General features: G+C 71.7%; 17 protein-coding genes. 12 read left to right on the forward strand and 5 right to left on the reverse strand.

The window, feature by feature from the left end:
* The first annotated feature begins 1 nt into the window (after nt 1).
* The 6 genes from AWC30_RS11060 to AWC30_RS11085 all read left to right on the forward strand — a co-directional run bounded on the left by AWC30_RS11060 (nt 2) and on the right by AWC30_RS11085 (nt 5,373).
* Nucleotides 2–1,219 carry an ArsA family ATPase gene (locus AWC30_RS11060; protein WP_234808044.1) on the forward strand — a complete coding sequence of 406 codons (1,218 nt, stop codon included), beginning with the start codon at nt 2–4 and terminating at the stop codon, nt 1,217–1,219.
* Nucleotides 1,216–1,566, forward strand: coding sequence for a hypothetical protein (locus AWC30_RS11065; RefSeq protein WP_085110290.1), 351 nt, complete (start codon nt 1,216–1,218; stop codon nt 1,564–1,566). The genes AWC30_RS11060 and AWC30_RS11065 overlap by 4 nt, the downstream gene beginning before the upstream one ends.
* A gap of 81 nt (nt 1,567–1,647) precedes the next feature.
* The gene (locus AWC30_RS11070) at nt 1,648–2,376 is read left to right on the forward strand and encodes a lysophospholipid acyltransferase family protein (protein WP_085110249.1); all 729 of its coding nucleotides are present in this window, start codon (nt 1,648–1,650) and stop codon (nt 2,374–2,376) included.
* Between the two features lie 72 nt (nt 2,377–2,448).
* On the forward strand, nt 2,449–3,441 hold the full coding sequence (locus AWC30_RS11075) for a hypothetical protein (RefSeq protein WP_085110250.1): 993 nt from the start codon (nt 2,449–2,451) through the stop codon (nt 3,439–3,441).
* A 7-nt stretch (nt 3,442–3,448) separates the two neighbouring features.
* Nucleotides 3,449–3,946: a polyadenylate-specific 3'-exoribonuclease AS gene (locus AWC30_RS11080; RefSeq protein ID WP_085110252.1), complete on the forward strand. Its 498-nt coding sequence runs from the start codon at nt 3,449–3,451 to the stop codon at nt 3,944–3,946.
* Between the two features lie 38 nt (nt 3,947–3,984).
* Entirely contained in the window at nt 3,985–5,373 is a 1,389-nt protein-coding gene (locus AWC30_RS11085) for a class II 3-deoxy-7-phosphoheptulonate synthase (protein WP_085110253.1), read from the forward strand.
* Nucleotides 5,374–5,383: 10 nt separating this feature from the next.
* Here AWC30_RS11085 and AWC30_RS11090 read toward each other — a convergent pair whose 3' ends face one another.
* Nucleotides 5,384–6,667, reverse strand: a complete 1,284-nt coding sequence (locus AWC30_RS11090) for a protein kinase domain-containing protein (protein WP_085110254.1) — start codon at nt 6,665–6,667, stop codon at nt 5,384–5,386.
* A 64-nt stretch (nt 6,668–6,731) separates the two neighbouring features.
* Here AWC30_RS11090 and AWC30_RS11095 point away from each other — a divergent pair, with 64 nt between their 5' ends.
* A complete protein-coding gene (locus AWC30_RS11095; protein WP_085110256.1) occupies nt 6,732–7,136 on the forward strand; it encodes an Rv2175c family DNA-binding protein in 405 nt (134 codons plus the stop codon).
* A gap of 17 nt (nt 7,137–7,153) precedes the next feature.
* On the opposite strand, the gene AWC30_RS11100 is transcribed toward AWC30_RS11095, so the two are convergent.
* Both AWC30_RS11100 and idsA2 read right to left on the reverse strand, forming a co-directional pair.
* Entirely contained in the window at nt 7,154–8,665 is a 1,512-nt protein-coding gene (locus AWC30_RS11100; RefSeq protein ID WP_085110257.1) for an alpha-(1->6)-mannopyranosyltransferase A, read from the reverse strand.
* A 6-nt stretch (nt 8,666–8,671) separates the two neighbouring features.
* Nucleotides 8,672–9,727, reverse strand: a complete 1,056-nt coding sequence (idsA2, locus tag AWC30_RS11105; protein WP_085110259.1) for a bifunctional (2E,6E)-farnesyl/geranyl diphosphate synthase — start codon at nt 9,725–9,727, stop codon at nt 8,672–8,674.
* 248 nt (nt 9,728–9,975) lie between these two features.
* Between idsA2 and AWC30_RS11110 the strand changes: the two genes are divergently transcribed.
* Nucleotides 9,976–10,860, forward strand: coding sequence for a mycobacterial-type methylenetetrahydrofolate reductase (locus tag AWC30_RS11110; protein ID WP_085110292.1), 885 nt, complete (start codon nt 9,976–9,978; stop codon nt 10,858–10,860).
* Between the two features lie 22 nt (nt 10,861–10,882).
* Here AWC30_RS11110 and AWC30_RS11115 read toward each other — a convergent pair whose 3' ends face one another.
* Nucleotides 10,883–11,572, reverse strand: coding sequence for an LppM family (lipo)protein (locus AWC30_RS11115; protein WP_085110260.1), 690 nt, complete (start codon nt 11,570–11,572; stop codon nt 10,883–10,885).
* 44 nt (nt 11,573–11,616) lie between these two features.
* Nucleotides 11,617–12,219 (reverse strand): GNAT family N-acetyltransferase, encoded by a 603-nt coding sequence (locus AWC30_RS11120; RefSeq protein WP_085110261.1) that lies wholly within the window; start codon nt 12,217–12,219, stop codon nt 11,617–11,619.
* Nucleotides 12,220–12,458: 239 nt separating this feature from the next.
* On the opposite strand from AWC30_RS11120, the gene AWC30_RS11125 reads away from it, so the two are divergent.
* The 4 genes from AWC30_RS11125 to ftsL form a co-directional block, all read left to right on the forward strand.
* Complete coding sequence (locus AWC30_RS11125) at nt 12,459–12,863, forward strand: SCO2097 family morphological protein (RefSeq protein WP_085110263.1); 405 nt, start codon at nt 12,459–12,461, stop codon at nt 12,861–12,863.
* A gap of 357 nt (nt 12,864–13,220) precedes the next feature.
* The gene (mraZ, locus tag AWC30_RS11130; RefSeq protein WP_066851397.1) at nt 13,221–13,652 is read left to right on the forward strand and encodes a division/cell wall cluster transcriptional repressor MraZ; all 432 of its coding nucleotides are present in this window, start codon (nt 13,221–13,223) and stop codon (nt 13,650–13,652) included.
* A gap of 151 nt (nt 13,653–13,803) precedes the next feature.
* Nucleotides 13,804–14,820 (forward strand): 16S rRNA (cytosine(1402)-N(4))-methyltransferase RsmH, encoded by a 1,017-nt coding sequence (rsmH, locus tag AWC30_RS11135; protein WP_085110294.1) that lies wholly within the window; start codon nt 13,804–13,806, stop codon nt 14,818–14,820.
* A partial coding sequence (ftsL, locus tag AWC30_RS17920) for a cell division protein FtsL (protein WP_234808046.1) occupies nt 14,817–15,726 on the forward strand: 910 nt, incomplete at its 3' end. The genes rsmH and ftsL, both read left to right, overlap by 4 nt.

Raw genomic sequence — 15,726 nt, forward strand, 5'->3', positions numbered from 1 at the left:
TTTGTTCGTCGGTAAGGGTGGCGTAGGCAAATCCACCCTCGCCGCGGCGACCGCGGTGCACGGCGCCACGGCCGGCGAGCGGGTGCTGGTGGTCTCCACCGACCAGGCGCACTCGCTCGGCGACGTCCTCGGCGTGGCGGTGCCGCCCACCGGCGGCCGGGACCCGGTCGAGGTCCGGCTCGACGACGGCGTCGCCGACGTCGGATCGCTCGACGCCCTCGCGCTGGACACCCTGGCGCTGCTGGCCGACCGGTGGCGTCAGGTGGCCGCGGCGCTGGCCGCCCGTTTCCCCGACTCCGAGCTGGGCTCGCTGGCGCCCGAAGAGCTCTCCGCGCTTCCCGGCGTGCAGGAGGTGCTCGGGCTCCACGAGGTCGGCGAACTGGCCGACTGCGGACGCTGGGATCACGTGGTGGTGGACTGCGCCTCGACCGCCGACGCGTTGCGGATGCTCACCCTGCCGGGCACGTTCGCGCTGTACGCGGAACGGGCCTGGCCGCGGCATCGCCGGCTGACCGCCGCCGACGGCGCCACCGCGGCGATCGCGCTGCTGCTCGAGGGCCTGTCCGCAGGCGTGGAACGCCTCACCGAGCTGCTCACCGACGGCGACCGGGTCGGGGCGCATCTGGTGTTGACCGCGGAGCGGGTGGTCGCCGCCGAGGCGACGCGCACGCTGGGATCGCTGGCCCTGATGGGGGTTCGGGTCGACGAGCTCATCGTCAACCAGGTTCTGCTGCAAGATGATTCATACGAGTACCACAATCTTCCCGCCCACCCCGCCTTCGACTGGTACGCCGAACGCATCGCCGAACAACGCACGGTGCTCGAGGAACTGGACGACGCGATCGGCGATGTGGCGCTGGTGCTGGCACCGCACCTGCCCGGCGAGCCGATCGGCGCCAAAGCCCTGGCCGACCTGCTGGCCGCGATCCGGCGGCGGGACGGTTCGGCGCCGCCGGGGCCACTGCGGCCCACGGTGGAGCGGGAATCGGGATCGGGATTGGGGTCGGTGTACCGGCTGCGTCTAGAGTTGCCTCAGATCGACCCCGGCGCGCTGAAACTCGGCCGGGTCGGCGACGACCTGATCATCGGTGCCGGCGGGCTGCGACGGCGGGTGCGACTCGCCTCGGTGCTGCGGCGGTGCACGGTGATCGACGCGGCGCTGCGCGGCACCGAACTGACGGTGCGTTTCCAACCCAACCCGGAGGTGTGGCCCAGATGACCGGCGTCCACCCCGACCTCGGTGAGCTCGGCCCCGAACTGCGGCGCATCGCCCGCGCCATCCTCGACGGCGTCGACCCGACGCTGCGGGCGGTGGCGGCAGCGGCCGTCGCGGGCGACCCCGGCAAATGCCAGCAGGTGTGGTGTCCGGTGTGCGCGCTGGCCGCGCTGGCCGGCGGCGAACAGCACCCGCTGCTCGACGTTATCGCCGAGCACAGCGTCGCGCTGCTGACCGTCATCCGCGCGATGGTGGACAACTCCGATGCGACACCGGAGGCGGACGCGCCCGCCGGTGCGGAGCGGGCCCGCACCGGCTACCAACACATCCCGGTGAACGTCGAAGAGTAATCCGTGGGTGGCCGACGGGCACCCGGCGAGTAAAGTTGACCGGCAGAGCACGCGCTGGCGGACGGGCGATTCGGAGGGGCCATGTGGTACTGGCTGTTCAAGTACATCCTGCTGGGCCCGCTGCTGAGCCTGCTGGGCCGGCCGAAGGTGGAGGGGCTCGAACACATACCGCCGTCGGGCGCGGTGATCCTGGCCAGCAACCACCTGGCCGTGATGGACAGCTTCTACCTGCCGCTGGTGGTGCGCCGGCGCATCACCTTCCTGGCGAAATCGGAGTACTTCACCGGCACCGGCCTCAAGGGCCGGCTCACCCGGTGGTTCTACACCGTCGTCGGGCAGGTGCCCATCGACCGCACCGACGCCGACGCCGCGCAGGCCGCGCTGGACACCGCCAAGCGGCTGTTGGAGGAGGGCAAGCTGCTCGGGATGTACCCGGAGGGCACCCGCTCCCCGGACGGGCGGCTGTACAAGGGCAAGACCGGGCTGGCGCGCCTGGCGCTGGAGACCGGCATCCCGGTGATCCCGGTCGCGATGATCGGCACCGACGTGGTCAACCCGCCCGGCACCAAGATGCTGCGGTTCGGGCGGGTCACGGTGCGGTTCGGCAAGCCGATGGACTTCTCCCGCTTCGACGGCCTCGGCGGTAACCGGTTCATCGAGCGGGCGGTCATCGACGAGGTGATGTACGAGCTGATGGGCCTGTCCGGGCAGGAGTACGTCGACATCTACGCGGCGAGCATCAAGGACGGCAGCCAGCAGGCGCCGGTCGATCACGAGGTCGACCGGATCTCCGAGCAGGCGGCCGGCTAGCACCGCAGCGCCGGCGACGCGCCGGGTCGGGCGCCGGTGCCCAAGAGGCCCGGAGCGGACTACGTTGCACACATGCGCGACTGGTTGCAGCACGACATCATCGACGGCGGCCGGCTGCCGCTGTTGTGCTGCCTGATCGCGTTCCTGCTGACCTTCCTCATCACCCGGTTCACGGTGCGCTACATCCGCAGCCGTCCGCCCAGCGCCGCACCGCCGAGATGGTGGCAGCCGCGCAACATCCACATCGGCAGCGTCCACATCCACCACGTCGTCTTCGGCGTCGTGCTCGTGCTGGTCTCCGGGGTCGCCCTGGTCACCGGGGCCGTCGACGGCGGGGAGGCGCTGACCCTGGTGGCCTCGATAGGTTTCGGCATCGGGGCGGCGCTGGTGCTCGACGAGTACGCGCTGCTGCTGCATCTGGCCGACGTGTACTGGGAGGAGGACGGCCGGGCCTCGGTGGACGCGGTGTTCGCCGCGGGCGCGGTGACCGGACTGCTGGTGCTCGGGTTCCACCCGCTGACCTTCCTGCTGTCGATCTGGCACGACACCTCGTCGCTGTGGGTGCGCGCCGGGGTGTTCTCCAGCCTGGCGCTCACCCTGCCGCTGGCGGTGATCGTGCTGTTCAAGGGCAAGGTGTGGACCGGGTTGAGCGGCATGTTCTTCTACCCGCTGCTGGTGGTCGGCGCGATCAGGCTGTCCCGCCCGCACGCGCCGTGGGCCCGGTGGCGCTACGTGGACCGGCCGACGAAGATGCATCAGGCGATGGAGCGGGAACGGTGGCTGCGCCGGCCGGTGGTCCAGGTCAAGCTGTGGTTGCAGGACGTGATCGCGGGGCGCCCCCAGGTCCCCGACGACAGCGCCGTGGACGCCGAACTCGACCGGGAGGTCCGGGCGGCCGCCGCGCCCACCATGCCGATCACGTTGCCGCGCATCGTGCGGGTCACCTCCGAGACGGACCCCCCGCCGGGGGGCGCCGGCCGGGGCCCGGACGCGCGGGCGGCGGCCGCACCGACCATGCCGGTCGCGGTCTACCGGCGCCGCCCGCCCGGCGGATACCACCGGTGAGGACGCGATGAGGTACTTCTACGACACCGAGTTCATCGAGGACGGGCGCACCATCGAGTTGATCTCGATCGGGGTGGTCGCCGAGGACGGCCGCGAATATTACGCGGTGTCCACCGAATTCGATCCCGGCCGGGCCGGCCGGTGGGTACGCACCCACGTGCTGCCCAAGCTGCCGTCGCCGGCGGCGAAGGTGTGGCGTTCCCGCAGCCGGATCCGCGCCGACCTCGAGGAGTTCTTCGGTCTGGGAACCCACGACGGTCCCGAGCCGATCGAGTTGTGGGCCTGGATCGGCGCTTACGACCACGTCGTGCTCTGCCAGCTGTGGGGGACGATGCCCGAACTGCCCGCCGCGATGCCGCGGTTCACCCACGAGCTGCGTCAGCTGTGGGAGGAGCGCGGTCGCCCGGAACTGCCGCCGCGCTCACCCGGGGCGCACGACGCCCTGGTCGACGCCCGTGACCAACGTCACCGCTACGCGATCATCACCGGCGCCGCCTCCGGCTGACCGGATCGGCGTCCCGCGGACCCGGTTACCATGAACAGGTGAACTGGACCGTTGACGTACCGATCGAGCAGCTTCCGACGCTGCCGCCGCTCTCCACGGAGTTGCGGGCCCGGCTGGACGCGGCCCTGGCCAAGCCGGCCGCCCAGCAGCCGAGCTGGCCGGCCGACCAGGCCGCCGCGATGCGCACCGTGCTGGAGAGTGTGCCGCCGATCACCGTGCCCGCCGAGGTGGCCCGGCTGCAGGACCAGCTGGCCCAGGTGGCCCGCGGCGAGGCGTTCCTGCTGCAGGGCGGGGACTGCGCCGAGACGTTCGTCGACAACACCGAACCGCACATCAAGGCCAACATCCGCACCCTGCTGCAGATGGCGGTGGTGCTCACCTACGGCTCCAGCATGCCGGTGGTCAAGCTGGCCCGGATCGCCGGCCAGTACGCCAAGCCTCGGTCGGCCGACATCGACGCGCTCGGGCTGAAGTCCTACCGCGGCGACATGGTCAACGCGCTGGCCCCCGACGCGGCGGCCCGCGAACACGACCCGTCCCGGCTGGTGCGCGCCTACGCCAACGCCAGCGCGGCGATGAACCTGGTGCGCGCCCTGACCTCGTCGGGCCTGGCCTCGCTGAACCTGGTGCATGACTGGAACCGGGAGTTCGTGCGCACCTCGCCGGCGGGGGCCCGCTACGAGGCGCTGGCCAACGAGATCGACCGCGGACTGAAGTTCATGGACGCCTGCGGGGTGGCCGACCGCAACCTGCAGACCGCCGAGATCTACGCCAGCCACGAGGCGCTGGTGCTGGACTACGAGCGGGCGATGCTGCGGCTCTCCGAGGACGACGAGGGCGGCCAGACCCTCTACGACCTCTCCGCGCACTACCTGTGGCTGGGAGACCGCACCCGCCAGATCGACGGGGCGCACATCGCCTTCGCCGAGGTGGTCGCCAACCCGATCGGCGTCAAGCTGGGCCCGTCGGTCTCCCCGGAGCTGGCGGTCGAGTACGTCGAGCGCCTCGACCCGCACAACAAGCCGGGCCGGTTGACCCTGGTCAGCCGGATGGGCAACGCCAAGGTGCGCGATCTGCTGCCGCCGATCATCGAGAAGGTGCAGGCCACCGGCCACCAGGTGATCTGGCAGTGCGACCCGATGCACGGCAACACCCACGAGGCCTCCACCGGTCACAAGACGCGGCACTTCGACCGAATCGTCGACGAGGTGCAGGGCTTCTTCGAGGTGCACCGCGAACTGGGCACCCACCCCGGCGGCATCCACGTCGAGATCACCGGCGAGGACGTCACCGAGTGCCTCGGGGGCGCCCAGGACATCTCCGACGCCGACCTCGGTGGGCGCTACGAGACCGCGTGTGACCCGCGACTGAACACCCAGCAGTCGTTGGAGTTGGCGTTCCTGGTCGCCGAGATGCTCCGCGACTGACCGGTCCCGGTCACCACAGCGCGGCCAGGTTGGCGCCCAGCGTCCAGCCGGCGGCGCCGACCATGCCGGTCGCGGCGATCACCAGCGCGACCCAGATGAGCACGGTGCGCCGGGCGCGCTGCTGTTCCCAGGCGAATTCGGCCAGCTCGATGCCGGCGAAGAGCCGCGGCTCCCCGCCGTCGTAGTGGTAGTCGTCGTAGTCGTCGTAGCCGTCGTGATCGTCGGTGTAGTGGTCCGGCCCAGCAGCATCGGGATCGTCGCGGCCCTCGGCGTCGCCGGGCGCCCCGGCCGGCGGGGGCGCCGCCCAGTCGTCGGGATGCATGGTGAACTGCCGGGTGGTGCGCACCGCCTCGGTGCTCTGCGGTGGCGCCGCGGCGGTGACCGCCGAGCGGTGCTCGGCGGAGTTGCGCGGCGCGGGCACCCGGAATTCGGGCAGGTCCAACTCGGCGGCGACCGCGTCGACCGCGGCGGCCAGCTGCCCGGCGTCGGCGAACCGGCGGGCCGGGTCGCGGTCGGTGGCCCGGGCCACCAGCTCGTCGAACTGCCACGGCACGCCGTCGATGGCGGCGCCCGGCGGGGGCACGTCGTGATCGAGGCGCCGGTAGGCCACCGCGAGCGCGGTATCGCCGGCGAACGGGGTGCGGCCGGTCAGGAGCTCGTAGCTCAGGACGCCGACGCCGTAGACGTCGCTGGCCGGGCCGGCATCGCCGTCCCGGACCTGCTCGGGGGAGAGGTAGGCCGCGGTGCCCAGGATGACGCTGGTGGAGGTGATCCCGGCCTCGGCCACCGCGCGGACCAGACCGAAGTCGGCGATCTTGACCTCGCCGTCATCGGAGATCAGCACGTTCTCCGGCTTGATGTCGCGGTGGACCAGCCCCGCGCGGTGCGCGACCGCCAACGCGCCCAGCACCGGCCGCAGCACCGCGACCACGGCGTGCGGCGGCATCGGGCCGCGCTCGGCGAGCAGTTCGCGCAGGGTCCCGCCGGTCACCAACTCCATCACCAGGAACGGGTGGTCGCCGTCGACGCCCTGGTCGTAGACGGCCACCAGGCCGGGGTGCTTGAGCCGGGCGATGGCGCGCGCCTCCAACCGGAAGCGGGTCAGGAACTGCCGGTCCCCGGCGTAGCGGGCATCCATCACCTTCAGCGCCACCGGCCGCTCCAGCCGCAGGTCCAGGCCGCGGTAGACCGTCGAGGTCCCGCCGGTGGCGATCCGGCCGTCCACCCGGTAGCGGCCGTCGAGCAGCGCGCCGTCGAGCAGTGCGCGCGATGCCGGTCCGGTCACGGTGGACATCTTAGGTGCCGGGCGGTCGCGAGGACGGTCACCGACGGCGCGTCCGGTGCCTACACTGGTCGCGATGAGCAGCTTCCCGACCGGCGACGACGTCCTGAATCCCGACGAACCCACCTACGACCTGGCCCGGGTGGCCGAGTTGTTGGCGGTGCCGGTGACCAAGGTGCACCAGCACCTGCGGGAGGGCCAGCTGGTGGCCATCCGGCGCGGCGGCGCCGCGGTGGTGCCGCAGGCGTTCTTCACCGCCGACGGCGACCTGGTCAAGCACCTGCCCGGCCTGCTCGCGCTGCTGCATGACGGCGGCTACCGTGACACCGAGATCCTGCGCTGGCTGTTCACGCCGGACCCGACGTTGACGATTCTGCATGACGGCGCGACCGAGCAGCGCAGCAACGCCCGGCCGGTGGATGCGCTGCACTCCCATCAGGCTCGTGAGGTGATGCGGCGCGCCCAGGCGATGGCGTACTAGCGGCGAGTCTGGGCGGCCTACTCGCCGGCGGGCGCCGGCACCGCGCCGACCGGCCGGTCCTGCGGCGCCCGGTTCAGCCAGTACCAGGCGAACACCGCACATCCGGTCGCGATGCCCACGTGCAGCCAGGAGTACATGCCGTGCGCCCCGTCCGGGCGGAAGATCACCATCACCCAGGTGGAGAAGCCGGCGATGGCCGCCAACGCCGACCGTGAGGTCACCAGCGGCGCCACCACCGCCAGCGGCCAGCTGTAGTACCAGGGCAGCGCGGCGGGCACGAACAGCACCACGAACAGCATCGCCCAGGCGATCCCGGTCAGCGCCGCACGATCGTCGCGCCGGTAGCGCCACCACAGCAGCGGCAGCGCCACCAGGATGATCAGGATCCCGGCGATCCGGGTGACGTGCAGGATCGCGTAGAAATCGACCGGCAGCACCAGCCCGCCGACCGCGTGGGTGAGGTTGGCGACCGCGGTCGGCACCGACAGCCAGTTGATGATCTTCACCGAGCCGGCCAGCGCGGTCAGCCAGCCCAGCCCCACCCCGGCCAGCGTCGAGAGCACCGCGAAGACCGTCACGAACACCGCCAGCGACGCCGCGGTCGCCACCGCGAACGCCCGCGGCGGGCGGTAGCCGCGCCGCTCCTTCAGGTGGCGCATCCACACCCACACCAGGAACGGCAGGGTGATGCCGGCGGTCGCCTTGATCGCGGTGGCCACCGCGATCAGCGTCACCCCGGACAGATGTCGGCCTTCGAAGGTCAACGCGATCCCGGCGGCCATCAGCCCGACCATCAGCATCTCGTTGTGCACCCCGCCCATCAGGTGGATGAGCACCAGCGGGTTGAGGACGCACACCCACATCGCGGCGGGGCCATACCCGCCGACGTGGCGGGCCAGTCGCGGCGTCGCCCACATCAGCAGCGCCAGGCCGGGCAGCATGCACAGCCGCAGCAGCGCGGTGCCGACCACCACGTTGTCGCCCACCAGCATCGTGATCAGCTTGGCGATCAGGATGAACGCCGGGCCGTAGGGCGCCGTGGTCGACATCCAGATCGGGCTGACATCCTCGAGCAGTGGGTTGGGGTTGACCACCGGCCCCACCAGGTAGGGGTCCAATCCGTCGCGCAGCAGGGCGCCCTGCGCCAGGTAGGAGTAGGTGTCGCGGCTGAACACCGGCACCGACACCAGCATCGGCGCCAGCCAGAAGCCGGTCGTGACGATCATCGTCGCCCCGGTGGCCGAGCCGTCGAGCACCCGGCGGCCCAGCCGCAGCCAGGCCACCAGCATGAGGCCGACGCCCAGCCACAGCAGGGCCGAGGACACCACCAGGCCGTGGCCGAAGCGCAGCCAGGACAGTTGCGCGCTCTCCAGCAGCGGGTCGTGCAACCGGGTGCTGCCCGCACCCAGTCCGCCGAGGGTGATCAGGGTGGAGCCGGCGAACCCGAGCAGGGCCGGCCGGCCCTCCGGAGCGGTGACGAACGCGCCCAGTCGCTGGCCGACGGTCGGCGTCGAGGTGGTGCTGGCCATCGTCGCTCAGGCCGACCTGTCCGCGGCCAGGTTGGCCAGTTCGGACAGCCCGACGCGGGCCGTCGGGTCGATCGGCGCGGCCTGCAGCGCGGCCACCGCACGCCGGGTCAACGCGCCGATGCGGTCCTCCACCGCGGCCAGCGCACCGACGTCCTCGATGGCCCGGCAGACCGTCGCGACCTGCGCGTCGGTCAGAGCGGTGCCGATCGAGTCGCGCAGCAACGCCGCGGCCGCCGGGTCGGACTCCTCGGCGCGGGCCAGCGCCTCGGCCAGCAACACAGTGCGTTTGCCCGAGCGCAGGTCGTCGCCGGAGGGTTTGCCGGTGACCGCCGGGTCGCCGAACACGCCCAGGACGTCGTCGCGCAGTTGGAAGGCCACCCCCAGGTCGGTACCCAGCTCGTGGAAGGCGGTGAGGATCTCGGGCCGGTCGCCGGCGGCCGCGGCGCCGAACTGCAGCGGACGCGACACCGTGTAGGAGGCGGTCTTGTAGGTGTTGACCGCCATCGCCGAGGCGATCGACTCCGCGCCGCTGGCCTCCGCGACGATGTCGAGGTACTGCCCGGCGAGCACCTCGGTGCGGATGTCCGACCAGACCTGCTGGACCCGGGCGCGGGCCTCGGCCGGCAGCGCGGCGGCGGCGACGATGTCGTCGGCCCAGACCAGCGCCAGATCGCCGAGCAGGATCGCCGCGGAGATCCCGAACTGCTCGGGGGCGCCGCGCCAGCCCTGCTTGCGGTGCAGGTCGGCGAACTGGACATGGGCGGTGGCGTTGCCGCGGCGGGTCGCCGAGGCGTCGATGACGTCGTCGTGCAGCAGCGCGCAGGCGTGCAGCAGTTCCAGCGCCGCGAACAGCCGCAGCTGCGCGGGATCGGCCGCGCGGCCCGCCACCGCCCGCCACCCCCAGTAGGCGAACGCGGGTCGCAGCCGCTTACCGCCGCTGAGCACGAAACCCTCGAGGCCGGTGACCAACGCGTCGTAGTCGCCGCCGATGTAGGCGGTCCCGGCGCGACGGTCGCGCAGGTACTCCCGCAACTGCTCGGTGATGGCACCGGCCAGCTCCACTGCCGACGGTGCCGCTGCTTCGACGCTCAGCGCCGCACCCCTTTCTGCGTGCCGGTACCCGAAACGTGCAGCCCGGACCGGGCCGCAGGTGCATTCAGAGTAGCGGTGACCGCTCCGGCGCCGTGCAGGTAGCGGCCCGTGGCCGACGGTAGGGGCGGCGGACGGGTCGGTAGGGTGATGGCGCCGCCCGGGCCCGGCCCGCGCCGGATGCGCCGCGCGAGCCCCGCATGGACACGAGGAGCGAACTGGTGACGCTGAACAGCATCGTGCTGGAACTGGTGCCGCCGAACGTCGAGCACGGTCGGGACAAGGCGCTGGACGAGGCCGGCAAGGTGCTGCGGTTCTCCGAGGAGACCGGCCTGACCGGCCGGATCGGGCACGTGATGATGCCCGGGATGATCGAGGAGGACCCGGACCGGCCGGTGACGATGAAACCCAAGCTCGACGTGCTCGACTTCTGGAAGATCATCGGCCCGCAACTGCCCGGCGTGACCGGGCTGTGCACCCAGGTCACCGCGTTCACCGAGGATGCGGCGCTGCGCCGCCGGCTCGGGGACCTCGGCGCGGCGGGCATCGAGGGCGTCGTGTTCGTCGGGGTGCCGCGCACCATGGCCGACGGGGAGGGGTCGGGGGTGGCCCCCACCGACGCGCTGGCCGCCTATCAGGACGTGGTGTCCAACCGCGGTGTCGTGCTGATCCCGACCCGCGAGGGCGAGCAGGGCCGGTTCCGGTTCAAATGCGACCGCGGCGCGACGTTCGGCATGACCCAGCTGCTCTACTCCGAAGCGATCGTGGACTTCCTGACCGAGTTCGCCCGGACCAGCGACCACCGGCCGGAGATCCTGCTGTCGTTCGGGTTCGTGCCCGGACTCGAGCAGCGCTCGGGGCTGATCAACTGGCTGATCCAGGATCCCGGCAACCCGGCCGTGGCCGCCGAGCAGGAGTTCGTGGCCCGGCTGGCCGCCAGCGAGCCGGACCACAAACGCCGGCTGATGCTCGATCTGTATCGCCGCGTGATCGACGGTGTCGCCGAACTCGGTTTCCCGCTGAGCATCCACCTGGAAGCCACCTACGGGGTGTCGCGCCCGGCGTTCGAGACCTTCGCCGAGATGCTGGCCTACTGGGCGCCCTGATCGCGGTGCGGCAGTCGTTGTCTCAGTAGTCCTCGTCGGAGGCGGCGGCGAACCCGGGGGAGCGGTCCCGGCTGCGCCAGGCCAGTGCCCCGACGGCCCCGGCCACCGCCAGCGAGATGACCCCTAGCCAGACCGCGGCACGCAGGAACGAGCGGGTGCTCGGGTCGGTGTAGCGGGCCTCGGCGGACATCGTGTTGACGATGCCCGGCTCCAGGTTCCACTGGACCATGTCGTCGCCGACCCGGCTGCCGTCGGTGCTGGTCACCTCGCCGGGGAAGGTCACGGTCAGGCTCACGTCGGCCTCGGAGTCCTCCAGCGAGGTCAGATCCACGCGGCCCTCGAGGATCACCGTGTCGCCGGCGCGGCGCAACGTCAGGCTCATCCCGGCGGACTCCGGGTTCATCCCGGCCAGCTGCGGCAGCTCACCGAAGGTCAGATTGGAGAACACCGCCTGCGATCCGACATAGCCGTCGCGGTTGTACTTCGACACCGCGACCTTGCGGGCGAACGGCAGATCCGAGTCCAGCTGCGGGCCGGCGTCGGTGTCGCTGCGCGGCTTGGCGGCGGCGATGATCTGCCCGGAGACGGTGTCGTCGGCGGAGATGGTCAGCGAGGCGCGGACCCGTACACACCCGACCGCCCACGGCACGACCAGCAGCATCAGCAACCCGATCGTGAGCAGGCGGCGGGCGCGGGTCCCGGGGCCGGTCATCGGCGAGCGCCTCAGCTGCACCCGGTCATCGTGCCAGACTCCGCTCACAACGGCAGCTCGCGGCCCAGAATCGCGAACGGCCGCGGGTCGCCGACGAAGCGGTGGCCGCGGATGACGTCGGCGAATCCCAGCCGGCGGTACAGCCGCCAGGCGCGGTTGTCCTCGCCGTTGATCTCCGGCGTGGACAGCAGCACATGGGTTTCACGGCGATCGGCGAGCAGGCGCCGGGCCAGCGCCTCGCCCAGGCCGCGGCCCTGCGCGGCGGGGTGGATGTGCAGTTCGGTGAGCTCGAAGTAGTCGCTCAGCAGGCCGTGGATCGTGGCATGGTCGGCGCGTGCGCGGGCCAGGCCCTGCACCACCTGCTGCTGCCACCACTGGTCGGCGGCGCCGCGGTAGCCATAGGCCACCCCGAGCATCGGCCCGGCGCGCAGCCGGGCGGGGGTCGGTTCCGCGTCGTCGGTGTCGTCGGGCACCGCCACGGCGGCCACCGCCCGCCAGCCCGGCCGGCGGGTGTGTTCCAGCCACATCCCGGCACGCTGATGCTCGGTGCCCGGCGGGTAGTGCATCGCGTCGACGTAGACCCGCAGGGCCTCCTGGAGCCGGTCGGCCAACTCGGCGGGGGACAGGTCGACGAGGAACGTGGCCACGGCGGTCTTCTCCTCGTCGAATCGGTGGGCCGGCGCGGCCCCGGGTGGGCGTCGGCTGCCATTATCCGACCCGATTATCCGGCCCCGGGCGCCGCCGCGGGCCCGGGGCGGCTTGCGGTTTCGGGTGAACCCGGTGGTACCGCGCGGATTGACCTCGTATCATGGGGTCAGATGCCCGGTGCACCGGGCGGCTGCATGCTTTGTTAACCACTGAGGGACGCGTCGGCAAGGAGGGACGGATGCCACTCTCCGATCATGAGCAGCGCATGCTCGACCAGATCGAGAGCGCCCTCTACGCCGAGGACCCCAAATTCGCCTCCAGCGTGCGCGGCGTGCGGCTGCGCACCCCGTCGACCCGGCGTCGGCTGCAGGGGGCGGGGCTGTTCGTGCTCGGGCTGGCTCTGCTGGTCTCGGGCCTGGCGTTCAGCGCGACCCGGCTCGGCGATTTCCCGATCCTCAGCGTGATCGGCTTCGTGATCATGTTCGGCGGGGTGGTCTTCGCGGTCATCGGCTCCACCGAGCACTCCGCATCGGCGCCCGCCGGCCACGAGCCGGGCGCAGCGCAGCAGCGGCGCGTCAAAGGCACCGGCGGTTCGTTCGCCAGCCGGATGGAAGACCGGTTCCGCCGCCGTTTCGAACCCTGATCGGGTGATCCTCGCGGGGCGGCCGACGGCCGCCCCGTTTTTTTGGCCCGGGCAGGCCGCCGCGGCGCCCGGAAAGTGATCCAGGACACGCCGGTGCGGCGGTGCGAGGGCGCGGAATCCGGCGTCGGTCCGGTGCTGCCCCCACTTCGCCCCACTCCGTCGATACCGCGTTGACCTGAGGGTTTCTCACGGCCGGGCGGGCGCACCGTCACCCCTTACCCCGGCTGCAGGGGAGGAAGTGGGGATGACACCCGTTTGTTACCGCACGAAATGGTTACGAGTGGGGGGTTGTGGGGTATCGTGGCCGGTGTTGGAGAACGGAGTGAGGTCACTTCGGGTCACGGCGGGAGGTGCGCGATGTTCCTCGGCACCTATACGCCGAAGCTCGACGACAAGGGGCGGCTGACACTGCCCGCCAAGTTTCGCGACACGCTGGCAGGAGGGTTGATGGTCACCAAGAGTCAGGACTACAGCCTGGCGGTCTACCCGCGTGACCAGTTCGAGCAGCTCGCCCGCCGCGCCGCCGCGGCCTCCCGCAGCAACCCCGAGGCCCGGGCGTTCCTGCGCAACCTCGCCGCCGCCACCGATGAACAGCGTCCCGACGCCCAGGGGCGGATCACCCTGTCGGCCGACCACCGTCGCTACGCCAACCTCAGCAAGGACTGCGTGGTGATCGGATCGGTCGACTACCTGGAGATCTGGGACGCCCAAGCCTGGACCGACTACCAGCAGGAACACGAAGAGAACTTCTCCGCGGCCACCAATGACGCACTCAGCGACATCATCTGAGGCGCCCGCCCGTGCAGCGTGGCCTCTGCCCGAGCCGACCCTGACGTACTTCCCCAACGCCAGGTTCGCGATATCGGACAGGGACCTCGCTGCGCAGACGGCCCGCCCGGCCCGAGGAGGACTCCGCAGCAGAATCTCCGGAGGTGTGGCGATGACCGGCACCCCAGCGGACTTCGGCCACGTTCCGGTCCTGGCCGACCGCTGCGCGGCCCTGCTCGGTCCCGCCCTGACCCGCCACCACGGCGACGGCACCGGAGCCGTACTCGTCGACGCCACCCTCGGCGCCGGCGGCCACGCCGAACGCTTCCTCACCGACTTCCCGGGACTGCATCTGGTCGGACTCGACCGCGACCCCGAGGCGCTGGAGATCGCCCGGGGCCGGCTGGCGAAGTTCGGTGACCGGGTGACGCTCCGTCGCTCCCGCTACGACGAGATCGCGTCCGCGGTCACCGAATCCGGGTATGCCGGCCACGGATCGGTCGACGCGATCCTGTTCGACCTCGGGGTCTCCTCGATGCAACTCGACCAGGTGCAGCGCGGCTTCTCCTACGCGCACGACGCGCCGCTGGACATGCGGATGGATCCCGACGGCGCGCTGACCGCCGCCGACATCCTCAACGGCTACGACCGCGACGCGCTCAGCGACATCCTGCATCGTTACGGCGAGGAGCGCTTTGCCCGCCGGATCGCCGACCACATCGTGCGGCGCCGGGACCGGGCCCCGCTGCGCTCCACCGCCGATCTGGTGGAGCTTCTCTACGAGGCGATTCCGGCGCCGGCCCGCCGCACCGGCGGACATCCGGCCAAGCGCACCTTCCAGGCGCTGCGCATCGCGGTCAACGACGAACTCGACGTGCTGCGCGACGCGGTGCCCGCGGCGCTCGGCCTCCTAGCGGTCGGTGGACGGGTGGCGGTGATGGCCTACCAGTCGCTGGAGGACCGGATCGTCAAACGCGTGTTCGCCGAGTCGACGACGTCCCGGACTCCGGTGGACCTGCCGGTCGAACTCCCCGGCCACGGGCCGGAATTCCGGGCGCTGACCCGGGGTGCCGAACGGGCCGACGCCGCCGAGGTGGCGTCGAACCCGCGCAGCGCACCGGTTCGGCTCCGTGCGCTGCAACGCATCGCCGCTCCGAGCGGCTCAGCAATCAGGAGGGGTGAACTGTGAAGGTGAAAAACCAGACGCCGCAACGCCGCTCCGGCGAACGTCGCCGCGACGCCGAACCGCCCCGCCCCGTCGCACGCCGACCCCGCGACAGCCGACGCGACGCCCCGGGGGAACCGCGCGCACCGCGGACCGGCCCGCAGACCACGCCACGTCATCCGGCGCCGGTGCGCACCGCCAAGAACAGCAGCCAGGCCAAGGCCCGCGCTAAAGCGCGGAAGGCCAAGCGGCCCAAGACCGTCCGGGTGCCTGTCCGGGAGCGGGTGCTCAACAGGTTGGCTACGATCGATCTGCGGCCGCGAACCCTGGCGACCAAGGTCCCCTTCGTCGTGGTTATCATCGGATCACTCGGGCTCGGGTTGGGACTGACCCTGTGGCTGTCCACCGATTCCGCGGAGCGTGCCTACGACCTGGGCCGCGCCCGCAAGGCCAACCAGTTGCTGCTGCAGCAGAAGGAAGCGCTGGAGCGCGATGTGCTGCAGGCCCAGGCCGCGCCGGCGCTGGCCGAGGAGGCCCGCAAGCTCGGAATGATCCCCACCAAGGACACCGCGCACCTGATCCAGGACCCGGCCGGAAACTGGGTGGTGGTCGGCACCCCGAAGCCGGCCGAGGGAATGCCGCCACCACCGCTGAACGTGAAACTGCCCGATGAGGACCCGGCTCCGCCGCCCCCGCTGGTCAACCCGGTCGAGGTGCCGGTGCGGGTCAGCACCGACCCGCAGGCGCCGCACCCGGCCACCGGCCCGGAAGTGCTGGTCCGTAGTCCCGACGGTGCCGCCACACTCGGCACCGAGCATCTGCCCGGAACCACCGACGGGCCGCGCACCGGACCGCCGCCCGGCCCCGCGCAGGAGGTCCCGGCCCCGGTTACGCCGCGATGCGCTCGGCTGCGCGGGTTTGGCCGGCCGG

It is taken from the genome of Mycolicibacillus trivialis (assembly GCF_002102395.1).
Taxonomy (GTDB): Bacteria; Actinomycetota; Actinomycetes; order Mycobacteriales; family Mycobacteriaceae; genus Mycobacterium; species Mycobacterium triviale.